Origin of the sequence: Bacillus sp. FSL K6-2944, assembly GCF_038005385.1 — a bacterium.
Taxonomy (GTDB): domain Bacteria; phylum Bacillota; class Bacilli; order Bacillales; family Bacillaceae_G; genus Bacillus_A; species Bacillus_A cereus.
In genome coordinates, this window is record NZ_JBBOTE010000001.1 from 1,815,738 (window position 1) to 1,837,630 (window position 21,893).

Consider the following 21,893-nt stretch of genomic DNA (forward strand, 5'->3'; position numbering starts at 1 on the left):
TCCCCTTTACGTAGGTTGTTACATTATTGAAAAGTCTTTTGAAGTCCTGTATCCATTTTCTCAAATTCATTTGCTACGGAATGGATATTATCAATTGTTTGTTGAAAAGCAGTACAAAATTGTTTCGTGATCTGTAAATTTTGTTGATTTGCTTCTTGTGCCTTGAAGTTCGCAGATAGTGTAGTACGCGTTGCCTTATTTATAGAGCGACTAGTAGCACTTTGCATTCTATCTGAAGCATTTCTCATTTTCGTTGCAAGTTGCGTTGCCGTATGCAAATTACTTTGAAATTCTCCCATTACTTACTCCCCTCTACCTTTTATTTACAAGAAAATTATACCACGGAAAAATATCCCAATAAACCGAATGTTCGAATTTAACATACAATTAAGCACTGTTACTGAGGATGCGAGCAACGCTTATCTATCAACATAACTGAGTCCAAAATGGATTCTACTTATACAAAAAAGATGACTTCAGCCATATGCTAAAGTCATCTTTTTCTACCTTATTATTTTACTAATTCTCCATTATAAGCTTTTATATTAAGCGGAGCAGTTAAAAATTGTGCTGCTTTACTAACGAAAGATGTGAAGTGTTCACTCGTATTATGGCTCGCAACTGCTGCTTCATCTTTCCATACTTCTACCATCGTATAAACACTTTCTTTTTCTGTATCTTTATATAAGTCATAAGATACATTGCCACTTTCTTCTCTTGAACCATGAATGAGTGGCTGAATTTCTTCTAAAAATGCTTGTTGTTTTGCTGGGTCTACTTGAAATATTGCGTGAATAATAATCATGGTGCTTCCCCTCTCATCTTTCACTTATTGAAGTTCTTTTATAAAATTATTTCCACTCTGCAACTTTTTCAATTGGAAGACGTACTGATTGGTAACCACTGTCTGCAGCTTTCCCGATTGAAATTAACATAACTGGTACGTAGCTTTCTTTATCTAGTCCAAATGCTTCTGCGATTTGATCTTTCTCAAATCCACCAATTGGACAAGTGTCATAACCGTGCGCACGAGCTGCTAGCATAAATTGCATTGCTACAAGACCACCGTCAATTAATACCGTATCTTTCATTACTTCTGGTGTAACCATAGAGAAGTAAGCTGAAAGTTTTTTCATTTGATCTTCTTTTACTTCTGCTGGCATAAGTCCACGCTCTACTGCTGTACCGTAAATTTCTTCTGCGTTATCAAAGTTGTTTAAATCACCAAATAAAGCAATCATTGCTGAAGACGTTTCTACTTGAGATTGATTGAATTTCGCAAGTGGCGCAAGTGTTGCTTTCGCTTCGTCACTTTCAATCACTACGAATCTCCATGGTTGCATGTTTACTGAAGATGGTGCAAGTGTTGCTTCTGTAAGAATTTCTGTCATTTCTTCTTTGCTAATTTTCACTGAAGGGTCGTACTTACGAATTGAACGACGTCCTGTTAAAATTTCGTTAAAATCATTTGTTTTTACTGAGTTAGTCATAGTTGTATTCTCCCTTTTTTATAATTCTTTTATATTTTCTTGAATGTGATTTAACATATTTAAAAGATTATCGCGTTCTTCCTCACTTAATCCTTTAAATGCAGATGCGGCAAAACGTTCTTTTTCCTCTTGAAACGCCTGAATTTTATTTCGTCCCTCTTCAGTAAGAGAAACTAACGTAATTCTGTTATCATCTGGATTTTTACGTCTTACAATCATTTCATTGGCCTCAAGCTGCTTTAAATGCCTTGTTATCGCAGCATTATCAATATTCACTTCTTGCTGAAGTGCTTTTTGACTAATTTCACCTACTTCAAATAATTGAAGTATAAGCTCTAATCGAGACTGGCTCATACCCGTACACCCTTCAAATTTCGAACTTACTTCTTTATTTAGAAAGTGTAATTTATATAAAATAATCGCTTCTTTTGAGCATGAACTTGTCAAATTAACCCTCCTTTACAATCAAAATAAAAACATTTGATGTATCAATAGTTGATATGTCAATTAATATAATCTATATCGATTTAGAATGCAAGCATTTTGTTTTCATTTTATTTTTTCCAAATTAAGGCGCTTTGTAGCGTTACAAATAATGTTAATTGCACTATAATAATACTAATTTAAAGAACTGGAGAGTGATTGATAATGCGGCAATATACAAATAGAAATGAGGAATTGAAAATGGAAAATGAAATGAGGATATTCACAAATGACAACAATAAATATAGGGATTGTCGCGCACGTAGACGCTGGCAAGACGAGTTTGACTGAGCGTATTCTTTATGAAACGAATGTGATTAAAGAAATTGGCCGAGTTGATAGTGGTAATACACAAACTGACTCAATGGAATTAGAAAGACAACGCGGAATTACGATTAAAGCATCTGTCGTTTCTTTCTTTATTGATGATGTAAAAGTAAATGTCATTGATACACCTGGACACGCTGATTTTATCGCTGAAGTGGAGCGATCATTCCGCGTTCTAGACGGTGCGATTTTAGTTATCTCTGCCGTTGAAGGTGTGCAAGCACAAACAAAAATTTTAATGCGAACATTACAGAAACTAAACATACCGACTATTTTATTCGTTAATAAAATTGATCGTAGTGGAGCAAACACTGAAAAAGTTATGAAACAAATAAAAGAGGTTCTTTCAAATGAAGCATTCCCCTTCTATTCTGTTCTAAACGAAGGAACGAAAGAAGCCCGGATCATTGAATACAAATCATATGACGGTTGTATGGAACTGTTAGCATCATTTAATGAATCATTACTTGAATCATATGTAAATAACGAAATAATACCGGACGCACTATTAAGAGAAAAACTAGAACAGCAAATACAGCAAGCAAATGTGTATCCAATCTTTTTCGGTTCAGCAATGACAGGTATAGGAGTAACTGAAATACTTGAAAAACTTCCGGCCCTAATGCCAGCTCTTACATCGGCACAAGAGGAACCATTATCCGGTGTTGTTTTTAAAATTGAACGTGAACCTTCTGGAGAAAAGGTTGCGTATATAAGAGTTTTTTCAGGTAGCTTACATGTTAGAAAATATGTTGATATACAGCGCGATGAGTCTCTACCACATAAAGAAAAGATTAAAAAAATGTGTATGTTTCATAGCGGAAATGCTGTTCAATCTACTATCGTTCCTAGCGGAGAATTTTGCAAAGTGTGGGGACTGAATGATATAAAAATTGGTGATATTATCGGTGAACGTACGGATTATATAAAAGATATTCACTTTGCCGAACCACAAATGGAAGCAGCGATTGATGCGGTACCTAAAGAGCGAATTCATGATTTATACGCTGCACTTATGGACCTCTGTGAAGAAGATCCACTTATTAAAGTGTGGAAAGATGATGTTCATAATGAACTTTATATTCGCCTTTTCGGTGAAGTACAAAAAGAGGTTATCGAAACAACACTTTATGAGAAATATAACTTACAGGTTACTTTCTCAAATACGCGAGTTGTATGTATTGAAAAGCCAATTGGCATTGGGAATTCCGTTGAAGTCATGGGTGAAAAAGCGAATCCATTTTACGCAACAATTGGTTTTAAAATTGAACGTGGTGAACTTAACTCTGGCATAACGTATAAATTAGGTGTTGAGCTTGGTTCATTGCCTTTAGCATTTCATAAAGCAATTAAAGATACAGTATTTCAAACGTTAAAACAAGGTTTATATGGTTGGGAAGTTACAGATGTTATGGTCACGTTAACACATACTGGTTATGCTAGTCCTGTTACAACAGCGAGTGACTTTAGAAATTTGACACCGATCGTATTAATGGATGCTTTAAAGCAAGCTGAAACATATGTATATGAACCAGTAAATGAGTTTGAATTAACTGTACCGGAGCAGGCAATTAGTACCGCAATATATAAGCTCGCTGCCGTTCCAGCAACTTTTAGAGAGCCTATATTAAGTAATAACTCTTACCAGTTAACAGGATCATTACCTGTTGCGAAAACAGAGAATTTTAAACGCATGCTTCATTCATTTACAGAAGGAGAAGGCATATTTACAACGAAGCCAGCTGGTTTCACAAAGCTTATGGCTCCCTTCCCTACTCGAAAACGTGTTGATTATAATCCGCTGAATCGTAAGGATTATTTACTTCATGTTTTGAAGGCTTATTAAAGTAAAAGAGGTGCAATTCGCACCTCTTTTGCATGTATTAATAGGTTAGTTTGTCCTAACAACTTCTTTAAGTTTTCCTATTATTTTCGCTATAGCCTCAATTGAATTTTCCGTTTCATATCCCCCAACATTTACAGAATGATTTACATTTTTGACAACTTCAATCTGTAAATTCGTTTTATATAACTGATCAATTTGACCTGCATTGTATTGGTGATCTTTATCCCCAATAACTAAAAACCCTTCGTGTCGACTATGTAAGATAGAATCAAAAATTGTATCAAACGTCAGTAAAGGTGTAAATAGTATCATTTTTGACTGCGCGAATTCTTCTCTCCTCATTAAATCATTTGCAATCGGAATTGTTCCGAGTGACTTCCCTAAAAACATAGTCTCGTTGTATTGCTCATCTTTTAATACTTCATTTATTACCGGATTAATATCATCCATCATTACTTTCGTTACTTCTTCCATTGGTTTATTCATTAATTGTCCATCATAAGAATAATGAATATGTACAACATCTATTTTATGTTCAAGCATTAACATCGTCGCGTAATAAAATAACGGCTTATCATAATTGTATCCTGAACCTGAAAACATAAAGCAAACGGTACTAGAACCTTTTTCGATATGTGTGTAATAAATTACTTTGTCATTTATATGTACCTCTTTTTTAGTTCCCTTCACCATTTTCCCCTCCGAATACATTTACTTTTGTAATACGATATGTTCTGTGTGAACTGATACATCCTTTACTTTCTCTTTTATAAATGCAGGCTGTAAGTTATATGTATGCAGTTCTTCTACTGGCACCCATCTAAACAAATACGTTCTACCCTCTTCTTCCAAAATATATTGATCCGCTCCACTCGCAGGTAACTCATGTAGCTCTACTTCATAATAAAAACTAATTTCATGAAACTTTCGCTCAGAAAGTGTAAAGAAATTTTCTACTGACCATATTAACCTTTTCCTTTTAATAGGAACACCTATCTCTTCCGCAAGCTCTCGTTTTAATGCATCTTCACTATTCTCTAGCATTTTTACTCTACCGCCGGGTACATACCAAAAATCTTCACCGTCACCTTGCAGAATGAGTATTTTATTATCATGTTTACAAATTGCTCCAACGCGGTAATTAAAACATGTTTCCTCAACTTTAAACGTAAGATCCATCCGTAACGCCCCCTTATATAAATATCGAATTATTACAAAACAATTATGTAATTACTGTACAAATAAGGTTACTAAATTTATCCACTCCATTCAATGGTTTTTGAATTTTCTAAACTATTATTTTTCATCATTACAAGTGTATATACATATGTTACAATCATATTGCACACTAGAAAACATTATGGGGGTACGGATGGAAACGTTATTAATCCAGCAAACTGAGAAATCAAATAAGTTTTGGAAAATCGTTGTGAAAGAAAAAGACTACGTTGTGTTTTACGGAAAAATCGGCACAGCTGGTAGTTTAAAAGCGAAAGAGTTTGAAACCGAAGAAGAATGTATGAAAGAAGCTAACAAACTAGTTGCTTCCAAACGTAAAAAAGGATATACAGACCCGTTCCCTGGGGAAGATTACATAAAAGAAAAAACGATAACAGAAGAAGAATTTTGGGAACTGCTTAATCGTGCAAAAACGAAAGGTGAAGACCAAGAAGAACAAATAGAATGGCTTACTTCCCACCTTGCTAAACGTACAGTACATGAAATTGTAGCTTTTGATACGCATATGCATCGCCTTTTGAAAGACTCCTATACCTCCCGTTTATGGGCAGCAGCCTATATTATTATGGGTGGCTGTTCAGATGATACTTTCGATTACTTCCGCGGATGGTTATTATATCAAGGAAGAGAGACATACGAAGCTTGTATTGAAGATCCAGAACGATTAATTCCTGTATTAGAAAATTTGAGTGAGTATGACGTCCCAGAGATTGAAGAACTTACTCTATATTTCGGGCAAGAAGTTTACATGGAGAAGACTGGGGATGAAGATGATACATACTTTACACTATACCATGTCTTAACAAATGAAGAGTTTGAGGAAGTTGATATCGAGTTAGATTGGGATGAAGACGATGAAGAAGGTTTAAAAAAGATGTTTCCTAAGCTATGGGAGATGTACGGGGAAGAACCGATTGAGTGGTAGATTCATATTAGGACTCTGTTTAACCAATAAACAGAGTCCTTTTTTCACAAGATTCTTATTTAAACTCTCTTTATTTCATACCACTTATCCAATAACACCTTTTCTCTTCCCCCTGAAATACCTGCTTTTAATTCCCATTCTTCCGTACTCTCCATCCACTCATACACATCTGTAACTGTCTCTTCTATTCTTCTAAAAGTAAGCCCTTCTTTCACAGCATTCTCGATACTTATAGTAAACCCGCCTTTCCACGGCTTCGTTTCCCCTTCTAATGAAAAAATTTCTGGAAGCCATAAAGGCATTTCTGTCCAAGGCTGCACATTATGTTCATTCATAAACGATTCGTCTACCCAAACAAATTCAGCATCGCTATTCGTAACCTTTTTACACGTATTTAATAGCTCTTCCATCGTCAATTCATCATTCGGACCTGTTATATTAAATGTTCCTGCTTTATTATGTTCTGCCATATTTAGCCCCCATCTCGCGACATCTTTTATATCAACTAATTGCACGGGACGAATTTTTCTTCCTGGTACTAATACTTTCCCACCCTTTGCTACACGCCCGATCCAGTATGGAAGTCGATCTGTATAATCAAACATTCCTGAAAGAAGTCCTGCTCTTACGTGTAATACACGCCCCGGCCAATACTTCTCTGCTTCTTTTTCACATAATACTTTCAGTGCACCATAATACTCATAAGGTGAAACTTCACCATTCTCTACAGCCTTTATTTGATCATCCGTCGGTTCTGGTTGTAATATATAGTCTTCTTTTATGTCATGCGGAATCCAATCTTTATATACGGAAAGGCTTGAGATGAATATATAGTGTTCAATATTATCTTTAAGTACTTCTCCAACATTTCTAATGTGATGCGGAGAAAACCCACATGTATCCACAACAACATCTCATTTTCGATTTTCTAAACTTGATACATCGCCATTTCTGTCACCGATCAGCTGCTCCACTTCAGGAAAAACTTCTTTGTTTGTTCCGCGGTTAAATAATGTAACTTCATGCCCTCTTTTCAAAGCCTCTTCTACCACAGCTCTTCCCAAAAATCGTGTACCACCTAGTATTAACATTTTCATGGTTCTCCCCCATTCGTGATAAAAAATCTATTCTTTTGTTTAACGATTTTTTGTTGTGAAAAGTTACGGGGATAATTAAATTTTTTCTACAAGTTCAATATATGCAATTTCGACACTTTTTCTATCTAAAAAACAATAATATGGAAATATTCATTCTGTCGATTTCCATTTCATATATAATTAAAATATCGGATATTCGATTAACCACTTATACATACTTAGGCAGGTGAAAAATATTAATAAACACATAGTTTATCATTCAACATTATGTATTTATTTTCTTACATCACTTGTATATATCATCTTGCTGAACATAGAAAATGGTCGTAATTATTTAGGGTTTACAATGGTTGTTCCGCTTTTAGCAGTTACTTCATATCAAACATTATATAAGAAACAAAAAATAGTTCATACACTAGGAATTTCACGTTCAAAAATAAAAACACTAATTTTCTCCATATTATTTCCACTACTTCTAGGGCTATGTCTCCATTTTTATTTTTATATTTATGATATAAAGTTCTTATATCATCATTGGAATGAAGTAGGATTTCTCTTGCTCGTTGGTCTTACAGTTGGATCTTTATCTGCATTATTAGAAGAGATTATATGGCGAGGGAATTTTCATTACTATTTACGAAAAAAATATACATTCATACAAACAGCTATTATTATAGCTTCAATTTGGTCTTCATGGCATTTACCAATAGCAATCTTTTATAAAAATTATGAGTTTCAGTTTGTAGGAATATTAAGTTATCTCTCTTTATTATTTATATTATCTATAATTTTAACGTACACGAGAGAATATGGCGGTTCTGTAATATCACCCGCATTTTCACATGGTATGTTTAATGTATTTTATTTAACAGATATAGTACAAAACAAGTGGGATGCCAGCCTAATAGAATTAATTAAATTTACCTTACTAGCAATTGTGCTGGGCACGATGTATCTCATACTTCACAAAGTTAAAAAATAGTTAAACAGCTAAGAAAAAAGATGTTTCTTCTTTTAGTTGAAAGCAGCTTTAATAGATTAAAAAGTACTTCAACACCTTGCAATTATTTAATAATGGTATAGGTGTTGAAGTTTTATAATCTTAGTTACATAACTTTGTTAACACAACACTTTTTTCTATCATGGAGAACAAAACAAGTTTAACTAAACCTTTCATTCTTATTTTTATAAAAATAACCATATTAATCTTTTAAATAAGGAAGTATGCACCCTTTAATTAATTCCCATCTATCCCGTGCATTCGGCTTAGCTTCAGAAGCAATTACTACAACCAAATCCTGCTTCGGAATACAACAAATCATATTCCCACCATCACCCATTGCACAATACGAATAGACACCCTCTTCTTCTCGTAACCACCATAAGTAACCATATTGATTTGAATTCATCGCTATTGATTCTTTTATCCATGATTTTGATAGAACTTGTTTTCCATTATGAATACCTTCATTCAAATACATCTGTCCAAACTTAGCCATATCCCTAACCGTTAACGTTACTCCCCAGCCGCCCGTCGAAATACCATTTGGATCGTGAACCCATCCTTTCACATCTTTTCCGAATAAGTCATCGAATCCAAATGCTTTCATATTGTAGTTTGGAATTTCGCTCATGCCGAGTGGTTGAAATAAGTACTCATTCGCAAATTCACGTGCACTTTTCCCTGTTGCATTCGTAATCATTGCTGATAGTAAATGCGCTCCTGCAGATGAATATTTAAAAGCTCCAATCTCTCCACCGTTCCCCATTCTATGAAGTGTATACTGTACCCAGTCTGGTTGTGTACATAATTCTTCTAACGGTTCCTGCCAGTCTACAAAAGGGTATGGAGCTGTCATTGTAAGTAGGTGTCGCACTGTTACTTCAGATGACTTTACTTTATATTCAGGGAAAAACTCTATTACTTTTTGATCAACACTTTTTATATAGCCCTTATCTATACATATTCCAATTAGCGCAGAGATTATCGTTTTTGTGACTGACGCTATGTGAAATGCATCATCTGGACCGGAATCGTTATAATATTTTTCAAAAATAACATTACCTTTCCGCACTACTAACATGCCATTCATATTTTTATATTCTTCTTGTATAATTTGATCTAACTTTTCAGCAGTTTTCATTATTCCTTCCCCTTTAACCTATAATTAAAAAGGTTCGATAGGTACATATATATCAACTATATGTTTATTTTCCGGGTGCTGCTTTGGATCATTTCTATATACTTCAAAAGGATACGAGTCTCTCGGTTTATATCCGCTATTTGGCAGCCATTCACCGTATAAGAAATCCCATGCTCCTTTATATTCATCTTGGCATATTTCAAAATGTCCTACTGCATACTTTCCAGAAGGTATTACCATTATTCCAACGTCGTTCGTTTCTACTGTGGATTCATCTGAAATTGTTATACATAAACTTGTTCTTAAATGATATTCCTCAGTAAATTCATGATGATCGTGGTAAATGGTTAATACTTTCGTATCATCAAATACATGATAGTTTTGCTTAGCTGCGTAATGAAATAGTTTTTCTATCATTTCTGGAAAAGCTATAGTTAACTCCTCATATGTACCGATATGTCTTATGTATGCGACGTTTATATCGTCCGCTGTTACAATTTCAACATTTCCTCGAACCTTCTTACATTCATTGTATTGAGAAATTCCCCTTACGTCTTTGCAATTCTTGCTATTATAGTTTCGATATTGAGACGGACTTACGCCGTAATAATTTTTAAATGTTCGGGAGAAAACTGCTGAATCTGTGAATCCGAAGTGATACGCAATATCTGTAATCGTCATATCTGTCCGATATGTAAGTAGATGTGTTGCCCTTTCTAACTTCAATCGGTTTACATACCGTGATAATGACTCGTTTACTATCCCCTTAAAAATCCGATGAAAATGAAACTTTGAAAATCCTGCTACATCCGCTAACTCTTCAATTGAAAGTGAATCATTTATGTTTGATTCTATATAATCTTGCACTTTATAAATGCGTCGTAAGTATTCATTTCTACTTTGTTTACTCTCCATACTTTTAGCTCCTCACAACAAAAAGAACCATCCTAGAATACTTTTAGGACGGCTTTCTATTCGTAATAGATTCTTCCATATTTTATTGTTAAATCGATATAATTTCACTATATTTTTTAAGCTGATGGTAATGTGGCGTTATCCTAATTTAATTTAAAGAAATAACTATTTTTTTATAGCCCTACGCAAGTTAATAATATTATTGGGATTTAGCTCCCATTGTCTCATAAGTTCTCTTTGTCTTGTTTTTAAGTCTTCAAATGGTTCTTCCACCATGTCGATTTTATTAAATTTCCCTTCGAAAACTAAAGCATTTTTTATCTTTTTATATCCACCAAAACCTAAGTCATCATTTAGTAACCAGACTACTCTCTGTATTTTTGCAAATAAAATACCACCTGTACACATTGGGCACGGTTCCAACGTGCTATAAATAGTAAACCTCTCATTTTTTATTTTTGCATCAAACATTGCTTCCCCTGCATTGCGAATAGCGTCTAACTCTGCGTGAGCTGTTATGTCTTTTTCTGGATGCACTCTATTCCTTCCTCTTGCAATGACATTATTATTTCCATCAACAATAACTGCTCCTACTGGATATGTGTTTTCTTTTAATGCCTTTTCTGCTTCTTCCAATGCCATCTGTAAAAAATATCTATCCCTCTCAAAATTCATATAGATCCCTCTTTTTTAGATGAAATTATGTTATGGAAATTCCTTTCGACTATCATACTAGCTTCTATCAAGCTAACAAAGTCAGCTATTCTTTATGCAACGGATAACATTTTCATATACATTTAACTCAGTGGGTTTTGGTAAAGCTTATTTTTCTACACATTTTTCAAAAATAAAACTCTACTACCGCCATTCCCATCATAATTTGTATGTACCGATACACCCTCTATCTCATCATCCCCAGCCTCAATTTGAAAGCCAATCTCCCTATGAAACTGTATCGATTTTTTATTAACTGGTGACGTAATTGCTTTTACAACTTTACAATTATTTGCACGTGCGACATCAAAGAAATACGAATACAATGTCGATGCAATTCCTCTTCTTCTATACTTCGGATTTACCCCGATAAAATGAACGTACGCTTCCTCTTTATGCGTTTGCGAAAAGAATCCGCATAAGAAACCAAACGTTTCGCCATCTTCTTCAATGATAAAACTCGTTTCTTGAAAGTGAACGAAAAACAATTTTGGCAACATGGCAGCCATGTCTCTCCCGCCCCACCAATCATTTAAAACAGAATGAATCTTTACATAATCTTCCCCTTGGATGTTTCTTACTCGCATATGTTTCTCCCTCTCACTCACTTCATTTTTTCATAAATTTTAATGACTGTTTCTACTAAAAGGATGAATACCCATATCCCGCAAAATACAAGAACAGACTGGAATAAAGAACCTAGCATAACAATACTTATTAAACCTAATTCTGGGCCTGAAATGGACATTTCATCAAATCCTATATGATGTATAAATGGACCGGTTGAAAAAGCCATTAAAATAGATGCTATTAAATAAATCACACTCATTATTTTTAATATTTTTATAGAAAGATACGAAGTTTGTTCTTGCTCCACTTGTGATAATTCGATTTCACCGCTCGCAATTCCTTTTTGTAAACAGTCCTCACATAGAAATTCTTCCTTAATTTTTTTACCACCGTGCAATGTACCTGTAATTTCTTTACAGCGCGAACACTTTCGATTTATCATTTTGTTATCACTCCAATCTCGTAAGATTATACTTATACAATTCTATTTTTACCTTATTATTCCTTTTGTGTATTTTATAGAGAGGTGACGTGTCTTATGATATCTAAACTTATTTTTGGTTATAAAAAGCCTACTGAGCAATATGTATTACGGCCTAGTTGTTATGCAATTATTTTTAACTCAACTTCTTCAAACATTGCTATTATCCAAAAAGGAGACCGTTATTTTTTACCTGGTGGCGGTATGGAAGGTACCGAAACAAAAGATGAATGCTTACATCGTGAACTACTAGAGGAATTAGGATGGGCAATTGAAATTAATCAATATATCGGTAATGCAATGCGATATTTTTATGCGGAAAAAGAAGATACATATTATTTAAACGATGGATTTTTTTATATTGCGAACATGGTGCAGACACAAACTGAAAACTATGAGGAAGATCATGTTTTGCGGTGGATGTCTCCTTTACTTGCTGTAGAGCTTCTCATTCATGATCATCAAAAATGGGCTGTTGAACAAGCGCTTTTATTACAAAAACCAAAAGGATCTCCTTCTATATGAAAGAGATCCTTTTTATTGTTAACTTACTTTTTTCAAATTGAGAGCTGGCTTTTTGATTCCACCCTTTTTTACAACATATAAGCCGATAAAGATTATAAGTCCGCCAACGAGTTGCATCATGTTGATTTGCTCTCCGATAGTTACTGCCGCGAAGATAACTGCGAACAATGGTACAAGATACATATAAACCATTACTTTCGTTGAGCCTATTTGACTAATACCGACATACCACATTGCTAGCCCAAAGATTGTCGCAAAAATAATTGAATATGCTAGTGAACCCCAACTTGGCATGTCTACTGGCCACGTTAATGTGTTTACGTTGAATAAACAGTATATAACGAGAGGTACAATTCCAATTAAAGTAGACCATGATGTGACTCTCATTGCGGAATATTTTGTTATAAGAGGTTGCGCTAATATTGGATACCATCCCCACGCAATCGCTGCGACTAATCCAATTATGTTTCCGAGCCACGCATATTCGTAAGTAGTTCCTCCTGTATGTCCTGTTAATAAAACGAATGCTGCACCAATAAACGCTACTATTGAACCAATTTGTACTTTCATCGAAAAACGTTCTTGTTTGTGCAATACTGCTAATATCCCTGTAAAAATAGGTGACATCGCAATTAATAATGAGGCGTTCGTTGCTGAAGTATATTTCACAGATAGCATAAACATCGTTTGATACATTGCCGTACCAACGATACCGACTGCTACTAATCGTAACCAATCTTTTTTTTCAATACGTAATGAGCGTTCCATCATAAAAGTGATAAGTAATAATACCGGTGATGCTACTAAAAATCGTAAACTATTAAATTGAATGGATGACATATATGCCACTCCATACTTTCCTATTGTATAATTTGCTCCCCATACTAATGCAACTGATACTAGGAGCCATTCCATTTGCCATCGTTTCATCCGAATCTCCCCTTCCCTATTTAGCATAGTAAAATTGGCTGGATATAACACCGTCCAATTGGCTGTTTTTTTACCCAGCCAATTTGCTATACTTGATGTATATAAGAGATACGGAGGCGTTTTTTATGGAATGGAAACTAGATAGTGACAGTAAAATCCCTATTTATCAGCAAGTTGTTGACTTTATTGAAAAACGTATTACATATGGAGAACTTCCTCCAGGAAGCTTCCTCCCTTCAGAACGGAAATTAGCTACGCAGTTAAATGTAAACAGAAGTACAGTAACGACTGCTTATAATGAACTACGTGCTATGGGAATTGTAGAGAGTACGACTGGTAAAGGAACACGCGTGAGTACACATATGTGGGGTGTTTCTCCAACATTAACGCCGAACTGGAGAAATTTCGTAGAAGGTGGTACTTTTTTACCAAACTTACCACTACTTCGCCATATTCGGGCAGAAGTACAACAAAATGAAAATATTATTGATTTTGCAAACGGAGAGCTCGGTTGTAATCTTTATCCCCACGATCAACTACAAGCGATTTTACGTGAACAACCGTTAACGCATTCATTAAGTTACGATCATCCGCAAGGCTATCTCCCGCTAAGACAAGCGGTCGTAAAATATATGAAGGAATATTTAAAAGTTGAGGCGACTGAACAATCCATTATGATTACATCTGGCGCACAGCAAGCACTTCACCTTATCGTGCAATGTTTATTAAATCCAGGTGATGCTGTTGCTTTCGAAAGTCCTTCACACTGTTATTCCCTGCCTCTATTCCAATCAGCAGGTATTCGTATTTTCCCATTACCTGTTGATGAACACGGCATTAACCCAGATGATGTACAGGAGTTATATAGAAAGCACCGCATTAAAATGATTTTTTTAAATCCAAATTTCCAAAACCCTACGGGGACGATGCTTCATCCAAACCGTAGAAAAAAACTATTATCACTTTGTGCAGACTTACGAATTGCGATTGTGGAAGATGATCCGTCTAGTTTACTTACGCTAGAAAAGAAACAACCTTGCCCTACTTTGAAATCAATTGATGAAAATGGAACTGTCATTTATGTACATTCTTTATCAAAAATGATTGCACCAGGCTTACGAGTTGGTTGGCTCGTTGCCCCGCAGTCTGTAGTAGAAAGGTTATCCGACGCAAGGCACCAAATGGAATTAGGTATGAGCATTTTCCCACAGTGGCTTATGCAACAATTTTTTGAAACTGTACCATTTCAGTCGCATATCGTACCGTTACGAAAACAACTAGCAGAAAAAAGAGACGTTATCGTCCACGCTCTAAACGAGCAACTTCATGATAAAATCTCTTTTTCAAATCCGACCGGTGGAATATACATATGGGGAAAATTAAAAGAACCGATAAACGAAAAACAACTTATTATGCAAAGTTTAAAACAAGAAATTGCTTTTATGCCAGGTAGTATTTTCGGCGCAAAAGATGGTTATATACGTTTATCTTATGGAAAAGTGAATATTAGTCAAATTGAGGAAGGTATTTCTCGTTTGCGGGAGGCTATTTTGGTTTGTGGGAAATAAAATAACTTTTTAATACATTTAAAACTTCTTTATTCATTAACTCCAGATAATAAGTAAGCAAAAAATAATGAAAAGAAGCTTCATTCCAAAATTAAATTATAAGAAAGCTCCTGATGATTGATACAGGGGCTTTCTTTTCGAAATTTTTCGTTTTTCTTTATCTTTCTTCCCTACTTCTAAGAATGATTCTTATAAATTGTAACTCATTATGATTAATTCACCTTTCCGCCCCATCCTTCTAACCCCATTATCACAAAAACCACATTTTTCATATAAAGATTGTGCAGCTACATTTTTAACGTTTACTGCTAAAATAATTTCATTTATACCTAAGAAGTTATTTCGGACAAAGTCAGGTAATATCTTTAAAGCTTGTTTTGCATATCCTTTCCCTTGATGGTGAAAATCTGTTGAAAATGCTCTTATTAAAATAGATTTTTCATTATTTGTATATGGTTTAACCCCGTCATTTTTATGTAAAACAAAAAACGTTACAAGCTCATTATCTTTCATAGCTAAAATTGAATGCCGATCTGAATCCTCACTCGATAGTTTTACAAGCTTTTTAGGTAAACCTGTATAACAAAGCTGCTCTTCTGACAATGTATATTGATTTATTGTATTTCTGAAGTTTTCATTATAAAAATATAACTGCATATAAATATCGCTCTCCTCAATAAATGGTCATTTCTATTTCGTTGTCTACAAGTTAAATAATAAAACTCATCCCCTATTTTCTGTAAAATATTCCTCTTTAATATTCTTAACTACATATCTATTATAAATACAGAAAAGCAACTCTCCATTCTCACAATCTAGCTGTATACTTAATAAATACTATGGGATTTGAAGTTTTTATCTCCACATTCTCACCCTCAAATATATACATTTGTTTATTTTCGATATCAATAAACACCATAAGTCCATTCTCATTATATGCTTCTGAATATTCACCATCTATTTTTATTCTTTCAAAAGAAGAAAAAGGGGAATGTACTACTTGATATTCGGAAAGCTTCATTATTCGCTTTTCTTCCGGTACGTGCACAATTTTTGGATCATCATCAGGTAAATATTCTAGCCCAATTTTATTCGGCGCAACGAAAATTAATAGATGCAAGGGTTCTGTTTCATTATTTTTATAGCCATGTATATGGTTCTTCCACCCAAACACAATCTCTCCTTTTGATGCACGAATCATTATTTTATTTGAAATATAATAATCCAAATGACCTGACAACACAACTGCACAATCTTCTCCAAATGGATGGCTATGAGGTGGTATGCCTTCATGCGATTGAAAAATCACTTCATACACCCAATACTTATTATCATTCGTTTTATAAATAAGATCATTTTTTGATATATTAATAGTTGTTTGTGATAAATCGAAACTCCTCATTCGGCCCTCCTGATTAATTTCAGACTTACTTATCTTTTGAAACCATTGCATAGAGCAGTAACATGAAATGATCCTCTAATTTAAAATACATTTTATTTATATATTCTATTGCTATTTTATCCAAATAAACACTATTAAAAATCAATCCGCAGAATGAAATTCAAATAAAACTTCCTAATACTTTCGTATTAAGAAATTTTCACATCACTACATATAACCACTTATTAAAATCTATAGTACATTCGTTATTTAGTTCGAAATATCCGTTTATTTTATAAAAATACATACGTATTAAATTGAGGAAGATATTACTCATTTGACAAAACCTAAATCTACCATTATTATCAACACGAACCTATTTATAGGAGTGATAAAAATGAAAATTTACGTTGATGCAGATGCTTGTCCTGTAAAAGATGTAATTATTTTTGAAGCTACGAATGCGGAAATTCCTGTTACACTCGTTACTAGTTTTTCTCATTATTCTAATGCAGAGCAGCCGAAAGGTGTGGAAACAATATATGTTGATTCCGGAGCAGATGCTGCTGATTACCGAATTATGCAGTTAGCAAAAAAAGAAGATTTAATCGTAACACAAGATTACGGTCTTGCTTCGCTCGCTTTAGCAAAAGGCTGTATCGTACTACACCATAAAGGCTATAAGTATACGAATGATAACATTGAACAATTGTTACAAACACGATATTTAAGTGCAATGGTTCGAAAAAGTGGTAAACGTACAAAGGGACCGAAACCATTTACAGCAGAAGATAAAGAGAAATTTAGAGCGCTCTTTAAAAGTATGATCGCACTTTAAAAATGAATCGTCTATTTGCTAGGAAAACTTCGCAAAATAAAGAAGAGAATATCGTAATGAACATTCTCTTCTTGAGGTTTACCCGTTTAAAATGAAGGTAAATTATCTAAGTTATTTTCTTTTATTCCATCAGGTTCACTACGTATAATATCTCTGCCATACTTATGAAATACGTCCACATGAGCTAACTTCCCTGATTTCGCTTCATTAAGAGCAGTCATATAATTTAACTCTCTCCCGCTACTTGTTTTAAAAGCAATCAAATCACCTTCATCATTTTTACGAACAGCAACAATTTGTTCTGCTCCTGAAGTAACTTCCTGAGCTATTTCAAATTGAGCGTGCTCTTCCCCTTGATGTAAATAATCATTGTATACTTTTTCAAAGTCTTTTTTGTCCATTAAACTCACCTCCAACACATTTTATTAGTATGGTTGGGAGATGTTGATTTTATGTACTTTTCTGTTAGAAAAAAGAATTTTTAATACCTACGCAAACCCTTCAAAGTCTCCAATATATCATCTGTAAAGGCTGTACTACCCTCTGTCTCTAAAACTCTGAAATATAAACTTCTTAAGAACGATCTAATATTTTGTACTAAAATAGCACGCTGCGGATGTCGGATGTCCTCAACAGTTGCTATACTATGTAGCCAATTGCTCCACTCTTCTTCAGTTAAAAGCTTTTGGTTATGTAACGACATAATTGGCTTTACTAATCTCTCATCCTCAAAGTGTACATATACGTAATCACTCAATCGAACCTTCTGACGAACAGCCGCAAGAATCGCATATGAAAACTCACGATTTTGAATTGTACGTGCTAACGCATCGAGCGCATCTGCTGCATGTGCAGTAGAGTGTGCCCAGCCTTTTCCTTCTACGTAGCCCCTTACATCTTCTTCTAAATATACATATTCCAACACTTGTTCTGCCACACTGTACAATTGTTCTTCCGATAACAACGGTTCTCTTTCATGAACAGATAAAATAAGTGGTGGAATTAATACGGAGAATGCACGTTTAAATACAGAGTCTGTTCCCTTTTCACCAATTTTATAAAATAAATAATCAGGACTAATTGCTTGTAACATTAATCCTCTTAACTCTTTTTGTCTAAATACATCATTTGTAATCCATGTGTGAAGCGTACTATAAATTAAATCATCACGTAATTCAGCATCTGGTGATCCGATATAATCTAGCATCCACTGCGCATATGGATATGCATCTACGTCTTCTGGTACAGCATAATTATTATTTTTAATTTGTAGTAGTTCTTCTTTTAGTTCTAGTACTTCTGTCATTTTTTTATCCCCTTTAAATTTCTCTTCCTAAATTATTCCCTATTAGTATCATAAAATTAAACCCATTCTTAACGCAATATAAAATGGAATCATTAATTATCTTCACTATGTAACAGTTCTTCCAATGTTGCTTTAACTTCTTCTTCTAATTCATTAATCGTTCCGCTATAAAGTGTTCCTATGCTACTACTTTTTCGATATCCTTGGTAATAATACCAAAGCGAAATAGTACAGACTTCCCATGATTTTGAAGCATCATATTCAAAATTAATTTCTGATCTATATTCATACTCTAAACAATTCTTAGATGTTAGTTCTTCTAATTCATCACCGTCTATATCTCTTTTAATTGACAGCTTCAAATTTAATTTACCATTTTGCGCAAAACGTTCTTCATATATTTTTTGATACTTACTGCAAATGTCTTCACTTATACTCTCTAGTTCCATTATTTTTTGTTTTAACTGTTCATTTATCTGTTCATTTTTGATTTCTAAATATTGTCCATCCTTCTCTTCATTCACTTTATTATTTTTTTGAAACCATCTAAACAAATGTTCATTCCCCCTATATAAACTGTATTAATGTCTTTTAAATAGAACTACTGGATCATCAAATTTACTATTTTCAAATAAAACATCTGCAAGTTCTTTCGGATTATGCTCATCTATATACAACTTACAGGCCGCATGATATCTGTTCAAAAACATCTTCTCTGCTTCTTCATAACTTCCAAAAGCTTCAGTTTCCCGCTTAGCACCACGTTTTCTCGCAATCTCAAAATTTGTATCTACAAAGATTTTGTAATCAAATAAATACGCAACGTCTTTTTTCAATAGAAACGTTCCATCTACTATTAATATCATATTTTGCGTGGCCAATAGCGGCTCATTATGTACAGGCATATCCGTTATTAAGTTATGAGAAATCGTTTCATACTGTAAATTTCCGTTAGGTCCTAAAGGCATTAATAATCTTTCTTTGAAAGCTGTATAATCGTGTGCATCTTCATAATACCCTCTTGCAGATTCTTTTCCTTTTGCATAGCGAATCACTCTTGGATTATGAAAATCATCAATGCTGGCGCGTGTTACTGGTAATCCTCGTTTTTTATTTCTTCCGCTAGTTCGTTTGCAAATGTTGTTTTTCCTGATGCTGTAATACCACTTACTCCAACTCTTGTTGGATAGGTTAAGTTTAGCTTTACAATATGATCTGCAATTTCTTTGATTCGTTGTTTTCGGTTCATGATATCTCCCTTTATAATTAGTTTACATAATATAATTATAAGTAACAATTCATGTCACTATTTGTCGGTAAATCGATATCCTTTGTCGAATCGTTGATATATCGAAAAAATCGTTGATATATTTTAAGTTATGATAGATATATTTGAAAAATCGTTGATATATTATTAGCTTACTTCCCCTTAAACCCCCGATATAAGGCCGTCCGTAACTCTTGCTTATACTCTTCAATTTCTGGCATTTCGAGTTCTTCTGCTAATCTGATAGCTAATTCAATATCATACGGTACTCGTACAAGTTGAATAGAAAAGCTCGCCGCTTCTTTTTCATTATATGTTCCTTCAAATATTAAATAGGAAGCTTGCGTTATTTCAAATGGGTTTCCTACGCTACCGGCATTACATAACGTTTTCCCTCTGAAATTTTGAACGAACGCTTGGTGAACATCGCCGTAACAAACGACATCTGGTTTTCTTTCTCCTTCTATATTTTCTGTCAGATCACTATTTTCGAACATACTAATACGTTCTTCTCTTGAAGCGTGTGGTTGAATTCTTTCATATAAACTTCTCGGTGAAGCGTGAAACATACGAATGAGTTTTCCACTCATAAAAAATTCGATTGAAAATGGTAAACTTCTTAAATAATCATTTTGTTCTTCCGATAATTGTTTTTGATGCCATTTTAATGCTTCAAATTCAGTCGGCTTTGTAATAAAATCATCCCAGTTTCCCATTACGACTACTTCACATTCTTTACGAATGATTTCAATTGCTTCACTGGAATGAGGTCCTTTTCCTACTAAATCTCCAAGGCAAATAATGCGCTCGATTCCTCTTAATTTAATATCATTCAACACGGATTCTAATGCTTGAATATTACCGTGAATATCTGAAATTACTGCTATTTTATCCATATAAATTACTCCTTTATTTATTAAATTCGCTTGATTGATACCATTTTGGAATATAGGATGAAAAATCATTATGATCTTCTAAAATTCCATTTAATCTTTCCTTCATATCATCTAATAAATATGGTGTGCTTCGGTTTGTCCATACGATATCAGCCGGGAATATCATTGCTGCATATAATGAGTACAGTTTCCAAAAATGTAGATCAGGTTCTCCTCCGCAATAACCGTGAACTTGTCCAACCGCAAATGGTTTGCTTATATTCGTTGTAAATAGTGCTACTTTATAAAAATCATGAATAGGATCACCAATATCGAATCTAGCAAAATCAATGACAGCCCGAAACTCATTTTGGTCAATCATTATATTAGCCGGATGAAAATCGTCATGTAAAAATACGATGGGACGATTTTTTAATAAATCTTTATGATTTCCTACAAAATCTATCACTGTATTTAAACGAAAAAAGTCTACTTCATATTCTTTCAACGCTTCTAAGTATCTCTCATATTTACTCCATATAGATATTTCCCATGAATTACTTTTATCTTCTTTTTCAACTAAATGAATCTTTTTTAGTACTTCTCCAGCCTTTTTTCCAGCCCTATACTGCTCTTCTGTAGACAACGTTCTTAATATATCTTCACCATCTAATCCATCAATCCATTCAAAAACTTGTACACATTTATTGAATTTAGTAAGACTAATAAAATGAATTAATTTTGGCATAGGAATATGTAAAGAATCTAGCTGCTGCATATATTCATATTCTTCCTGCTTCCGTTCAAAATATGATGAATCGCATACTTTAATAAAATACGAGGCCCCACTCTCTAATTCAATTTTATATTTCTCATCGAATGAAAAGCCTTTTGAAATAACAGTCGCTTTTAACATACGAGGCCATTCTAGTATTCTCTCTATCTCCCTAAGCATTTCTTTCACAACGTTCA

At 34.1% G+C, this 21,893-nt stretch carries 25 protein-coding genes and 2 pseudogenes; 6 read left to right on the forward strand and 21 right to left on the reverse strand.

Annotated features, from left to right (window positions below):
- Nucleotides 1-23: 23 nt before the first annotated feature.
- The 4 genes from MHH55_RS09225 to MHH55_RS09240 all read right to left on the reverse strand — a co-directional run bounded on the left by MHH55_RS09225 (nt 24) and on the right by MHH55_RS09240 (nt 1,937).
- Nucleotides 24-299: a TIGR04197 family type VII secretion effector gene (locus MHH55_RS09225; protein WP_000503636.1), complete on the reverse strand. Its 276-nt coding sequence runs from the start codon at nt 297-299 to the stop codon at nt 24-26.
- Nucleotides 300-511: 212 nt separating this feature from the next.
- The gene (locus MHH55_RS09230) at nt 512-805 is read right to left on the reverse strand and encodes a putative quinol monooxygenase (RefSeq protein WP_000583805.1); all 294 of its coding nucleotides are present in this window, start codon (nt 803-805) and stop codon (nt 512-514) included.
- Nucleotides 806-851: 46 nt separating this feature from the next.
- A complete protein-coding gene (locus tag MHH55_RS09235; protein ID WP_000185393.1) occupies nt 852-1,490 on the reverse strand; it encodes a nitroreductase family protein in 639 nt (212 codons plus the stop codon).
- Between the two features lie 18 nt (nt 1,491-1,508).
- Nucleotides 1,509-1,937: a MarR family winged helix-turn-helix transcriptional regulator gene (locus MHH55_RS09240; protein ID WP_000204162.1), complete on the reverse strand. Its 429-nt coding sequence runs from the start codon at nt 1,935-1,937 to the stop codon at nt 1,509-1,511.
- A gap of 265 nt (nt 1,938-2,202) precedes the next feature.
- Between MHH55_RS09240 and MHH55_RS09245 the strand changes: the two genes are divergently transcribed.
- Complete coding sequence (locus MHH55_RS09245) at nt 2,203-4,146, forward strand: elongation factor G (protein WP_078186747.1); 1,944 nt, start codon at nt 2,203-2,205, stop codon at nt 4,144-4,146.
- 45 nt (nt 4,147-4,191) lie between these two features.
- On the opposite strand, the gene MHH55_RS09250 is transcribed toward MHH55_RS09245, so the two are convergent.
- The gene (locus MHH55_RS09250) at nt 4,192-4,857 is read right to left on the reverse strand and encodes an alpha/beta hydrolase (protein ID WP_121868300.1); all 666 of its coding nucleotides are present in this window, start codon (nt 4,855-4,857) and stop codon (nt 4,192-4,194) included.
- Nucleotides 4,858-5,325, reverse strand: coding sequence for an NUDIX hydrolase (locus tag MHH55_RS09255; protein ID WP_000366230.1), 468 nt, complete (start codon nt 5,323-5,325; stop codon nt 4,858-4,860). It abuts the gene before it with no gap.
- A gap of 193 nt (nt 5,326-5,518) precedes the next feature.
- Here MHH55_RS09255 and MHH55_RS09260 point away from each other — a divergent pair, with 193 nt between their 5' ends.
- Nucleotides 5,519-6,310 (forward strand): DUF4240 domain-containing protein, encoded by a 792-nt coding sequence (locus tag MHH55_RS09260; RefSeq protein WP_078186748.1) that lies wholly within the window; start codon nt 5,519-5,521, stop codon nt 6,308-6,310.
- Nucleotides 6,311-6,369: 59 nt separating this feature from the next.
- Here the strand turns inward: MHH55_RS09260 and MHH55_RS09265 are convergent.
- Nucleotides 6,370-7,407: pseudogene (locus MHH55_RS09265) on the reverse strand (SDR family oxidoreductase).
- A 226-nt stretch (nt 7,408-7,633) separates the two neighbouring features.
- Here MHH55_RS09265 and MHH55_RS09270 point away from each other — a divergent pair.
- The gene (locus tag MHH55_RS09270) at nt 7,634-8,389 is read left to right on the forward strand and encodes a CPBP family intramembrane glutamic endopeptidase (protein ID WP_071739202.1); all 756 of its coding nucleotides are present in this window, start codon (nt 7,634-7,636) and stop codon (nt 8,387-8,389) included.
- Between the two features lie 220 nt (nt 8,390-8,609).
- On the opposite strand, the gene MHH55_RS09275 is transcribed toward MHH55_RS09270, so the two are convergent.
- The 5 genes from MHH55_RS09275 to MHH55_RS09295 form a co-directional block, all read right to left on the reverse strand.
- On the reverse strand, nt 8,610-9,551 hold the full coding sequence (locus MHH55_RS09275; RefSeq protein WP_078186749.1) for a serine hydrolase domain-containing protein: 942 nt from the start codon (nt 9,549-9,551) through the stop codon (nt 8,610-8,612).
- Nucleotides 9,552-9,575: 24 nt separating this feature from the next.
- On the reverse strand, nt 9,576-10,466 hold the full coding sequence (locus MHH55_RS09280) for an AraC family transcriptional regulator (protein WP_000444285.1): 891 nt from the start codon (nt 10,464-10,466) through the stop codon (nt 9,576-9,578).
- Nucleotides 10,467-10,631: 165 nt separating this feature from the next.
- Nucleotides 10,632-11,141: a nucleoside deaminase gene (locus tag MHH55_RS09285; protein ID WP_001008618.1), complete on the reverse strand. Its 510-nt coding sequence runs from the start codon at nt 11,139-11,141 to the stop codon at nt 10,632-10,634.
- Nucleotides 11,142-11,296: 155 nt separating this feature from the next.
- On the reverse strand, nt 11,297-11,767 hold the full coding sequence (locus MHH55_RS09290; RefSeq protein ID WP_078186750.1) for a GNAT family N-acetyltransferase: 471 nt from the start codon (nt 11,765-11,767) through the stop codon (nt 11,297-11,299).
- A gap of 17 nt (nt 11,768-11,784) precedes the next feature.
- Complete coding sequence (locus MHH55_RS09295; protein ID WP_060851980.1) at nt 11,785-12,192, reverse strand: DUF3980 domain-containing protein; 408 nt, start codon at nt 12,190-12,192, stop codon at nt 11,785-11,787.
- Nucleotides 12,193-12,288: 96 nt separating this feature from the next.
- Here MHH55_RS09295 and MHH55_RS09300 point away from each other — a divergent pair, with 96 nt between their 5' ends.
- On the forward strand, nt 12,289-12,756 hold the full coding sequence (locus MHH55_RS09300; RefSeq protein ID WP_025687521.1) for an NUDIX hydrolase: 468 nt from the start codon (nt 12,289-12,291) through the stop codon (nt 12,754-12,756).
- Nucleotides 12,757-12,774: 18 nt separating this feature from the next.
- On the opposite strand, the gene MHH55_RS09305 is transcribed toward MHH55_RS09300, so the two are convergent.
- Nucleotides 12,775-13,686 (reverse strand): DMT family transporter, encoded by a 912-nt coding sequence (locus tag MHH55_RS09305; RefSeq protein WP_000832976.1) that lies wholly within the window; start codon nt 13,684-13,686, stop codon nt 12,775-12,777.
- 125 nt (nt 13,687-13,811) lie between these two features.
- On the opposite strand from MHH55_RS09305, the gene pdxR reads away from it, so the two are divergent.
- Nucleotides 13,812-15,254, forward strand: a complete 1,443-nt coding sequence (pdxR, locus tag MHH55_RS09310; RefSeq protein ID WP_048519370.1) for a MocR-like pyridoxine biosynthesis transcription factor PdxR — start codon at nt 13,812-13,814, stop codon at nt 15,252-15,254.
- Between the two features lie 189 nt (nt 15,255-15,443).
- Here pdxR and MHH55_RS09315 read toward each other — a convergent pair whose 3' ends face one another.
- Together MHH55_RS09315 and MHH55_RS09320 are read right to left on the reverse strand one after the other, a co-directional pair.
- Nucleotides 15,444-15,911, reverse strand: a complete 468-nt coding sequence (locus MHH55_RS09315) for a GNAT family N-acetyltransferase (protein ID WP_001177782.1) — start codon at nt 15,909-15,911, stop codon at nt 15,444-15,446.
- 151 nt (nt 15,912-16,062) lie between these two features.
- The gene (locus MHH55_RS09320) at nt 16,063-16,656 is read right to left on the reverse strand and encodes a cupin domain-containing protein (RefSeq protein WP_001255984.1); all 594 of its coding nucleotides are present in this window, start codon (nt 16,654-16,656) and stop codon (nt 16,063-16,065) included.
- Between the two features lie 376 nt (nt 16,657-17,032).
- Here MHH55_RS09320 and MHH55_RS09325 point away from each other — a divergent pair, with 376 nt between their 5' ends.
- On the forward strand, nt 17,033-17,473 hold the full coding sequence (locus MHH55_RS09325; protein ID WP_000708761.1) for a YaiI/YqxD family protein: 441 nt from the start codon (nt 17,033-17,035) through the stop codon (nt 17,471-17,473).
- Nucleotides 17,474-17,559: 86 nt separating this feature from the next.
- Here the strand turns inward: MHH55_RS09325 and MHH55_RS09330 are convergent, their stop codons facing one another.
- The 6 genes and pseudogenes from MHH55_RS09330 to MHH55_RS09355 all read right to left on the reverse strand — a co-directional run bounded on the left by MHH55_RS09330 (nt 17,560) and on the right by MHH55_RS09355 (nt 21,885).
- Nucleotides 17,560-17,874 (reverse strand): DUF3892 domain-containing protein, encoded by a 315-nt coding sequence (locus MHH55_RS09330; RefSeq protein WP_078187480.1) that lies wholly within the window; start codon nt 17,872-17,874, stop codon nt 17,560-17,562.
- Nucleotides 17,875-17,954: 80 nt separating this feature from the next.
- Nucleotides 17,955-18,779, reverse strand: a complete 825-nt coding sequence (locus tag MHH55_RS09335; RefSeq protein ID WP_078187479.1) for a DUF2785 domain-containing protein — start codon at nt 18,777-18,779, stop codon at nt 17,955-17,957.
- Between the two features lie 92 nt (nt 18,780-18,871).
- Entirely contained in the window at nt 18,872-19,333 is a 462-nt protein-coding gene (locus tag MHH55_RS09340) for a hypothetical protein (RefSeq protein WP_000490271.1), read from the reverse strand.
- 27 nt (nt 19,334-19,360) lie between these two features.
- Nucleotides 19,361-20,028, reverse strand: a pseudogene (locus tag MHH55_RS09345) (hypothetical protein).
- Nucleotides 20,029-20,198: 170 nt separating this feature from the next.
- Nucleotides 20,199-20,942, reverse strand: a complete 744-nt coding sequence (locus MHH55_RS09350; RefSeq protein ID WP_078187481.1) for a metallophosphoesterase family protein — start codon at nt 20,940-20,942, stop codon at nt 20,199-20,201.
- A 13-nt stretch (nt 20,943-20,955) separates the two neighbouring features.
- Nucleotides 20,956-21,885 carry an aminoglycoside phosphotransferase family protein gene (locus MHH55_RS09355; protein WP_072770002.1) on the reverse strand — a complete coding sequence of 310 codons (930 nt, stop codon included), beginning with the start codon at nt 21,883-21,885 and terminating at the stop codon, nt 20,956-20,958.
- Nucleotides 21,886-21,893: the final 8 nt, after the last annotated feature.

What these genes read in the sequence shown, in the direction of transcription:
- MHH55_RS09225 (WP_000503636.1), bottom strand. Translation starts at nt 299, where the DNA reads ATGGGAGAATTTCAAAGTAATTTGCATACGGCAACGCAACTTGCAACG.
- MHH55_RS09230 (WP_000583805.1), bottom strand. Translation starts at nt 805, where the DNA reads ATGATTATTATTCACGCAATATTTCAAGTAGACCCAGCAAAACAACAA.
- MHH55_RS09235 (WP_000185393.1), bottom strand. Translation starts at nt 1,490, where the DNA reads ATGACTAACTCAGTAAAAACAAATGATTTTAACGAAATTTTAACAGGA.
- MHH55_RS09245 (WP_078186747.1), top strand. Translation starts at nt 2,203, where the DNA reads ATGACAACAATAAATATAGGGATTGTCGCGCACGTAGACGCTGGCAAG.
- MHH55_RS09250 (WP_121868300.1), bottom strand. Translation starts at nt 4,857, where the DNA reads ATGTATTCGGAGGGGAAAATGGTGAAGGGAACTAAAAAAGAGGTACAT.
- MHH55_RS09255 (WP_000366230.1), bottom strand. Translation starts at nt 5,325, where the DNA reads ATGGATCTTACGTTTAAAGTTGAGGAAACATGTTTTAATTACCGCGTT.
- MHH55_RS09260 (WP_078186748.1), top strand. Translation starts at nt 5,519, where the DNA reads ATGGAAACGTTATTAATCCAGCAAACTGAGAAATCAAATAAGTTTTGG.
- MHH55_RS09275 (WP_078186749.1), bottom strand. Translation starts at nt 9,551, where the DNA reads ATGAAAACTGCTGAAAAGTTAGATCAAATTATACAAGAAGAATATAAA.
- MHH55_RS09280 (WP_000444285.1), bottom strand. Translation starts at nt 10,466, where the DNA reads ATGGAGAGTAAACAAAGTAGAAATGAATACTTACGACGCATTTATAAA.
- MHH55_RS09285 (WP_001008618.1), bottom strand. Translation starts at nt 11,141, where the DNA reads ATGAATTTTGAGAGGGATAGATATTTTTTACAGATGGCATTGGAAGAA.
- MHH55_RS09290 (WP_078186750.1), bottom strand. Translation starts at nt 11,767, where the DNA reads ATGCGAGTAAGAAACATCCAAGGGGAAGATTATGTAAAGATTCATTCT.
- MHH55_RS09295 (WP_060851980.1), bottom strand. Translation starts at nt 12,192, where the DNA reads ATGATAAATCGAAAGTGTTCGCGCTGTAAAGAAATTACAGGTACATTG.
- MHH55_RS09300 (WP_025687521.1), top strand. Translation starts at nt 12,289, where the DNA reads ATGATATCTAAACTTATTTTTGGTTATAAAAAGCCTACTGAGCAATAT.
- MHH55_RS09305 (WP_000832976.1), bottom strand. Translation starts at nt 13,686, where the DNA reads ATGAAACGATGGCAAATGGAATGGCTCCTAGTATCAGTTGCATTAGTA.
- pdxR (WP_048519370.1), top strand. Translation starts at nt 13,812, where the DNA reads ATGGAATGGAAACTAGATAGTGACAGTAAAATCCCTATTTATCAGCAA.
- MHH55_RS09315 (WP_001177782.1), bottom strand. Translation starts at nt 15,911, where the DNA reads ATGCAGTTATATTTTTATAATGAAAACTTCAGAAATACAATAAATCAA.
- MHH55_RS09320 (WP_001255984.1), bottom strand. Translation starts at nt 16,656, where the DNA reads ATGAGGAGTTTCGATTTATCACAAACAACTATTAATATATCAAAAAAT.
- MHH55_RS09325 (WP_000708761.1), top strand. Translation starts at nt 17,033, where the DNA reads ATGAAAATTTACGTTGATGCAGATGCTTGTCCTGTAAAAGATGTAATT.
- MHH55_RS09330 (WP_078187480.1), bottom strand. Translation starts at nt 17,874, where the DNA reads ATGGACAAAAAAGACTTTGAAAAAGTATACAATGATTATTTACATCAA.
- MHH55_RS09335 (WP_078187479.1), bottom strand. Translation starts at nt 18,779, where the DNA reads ATGACAGAAGTACTAGAACTAAAAGAAGAACTACTACAAATTAAAAAT.
- MHH55_RS09350 (WP_078187481.1), bottom strand. Translation starts at nt 20,942, where the DNA reads ATGGATAAAATAGCAGTAATTTCAGATATTCACGGTAATATTCAAGCA.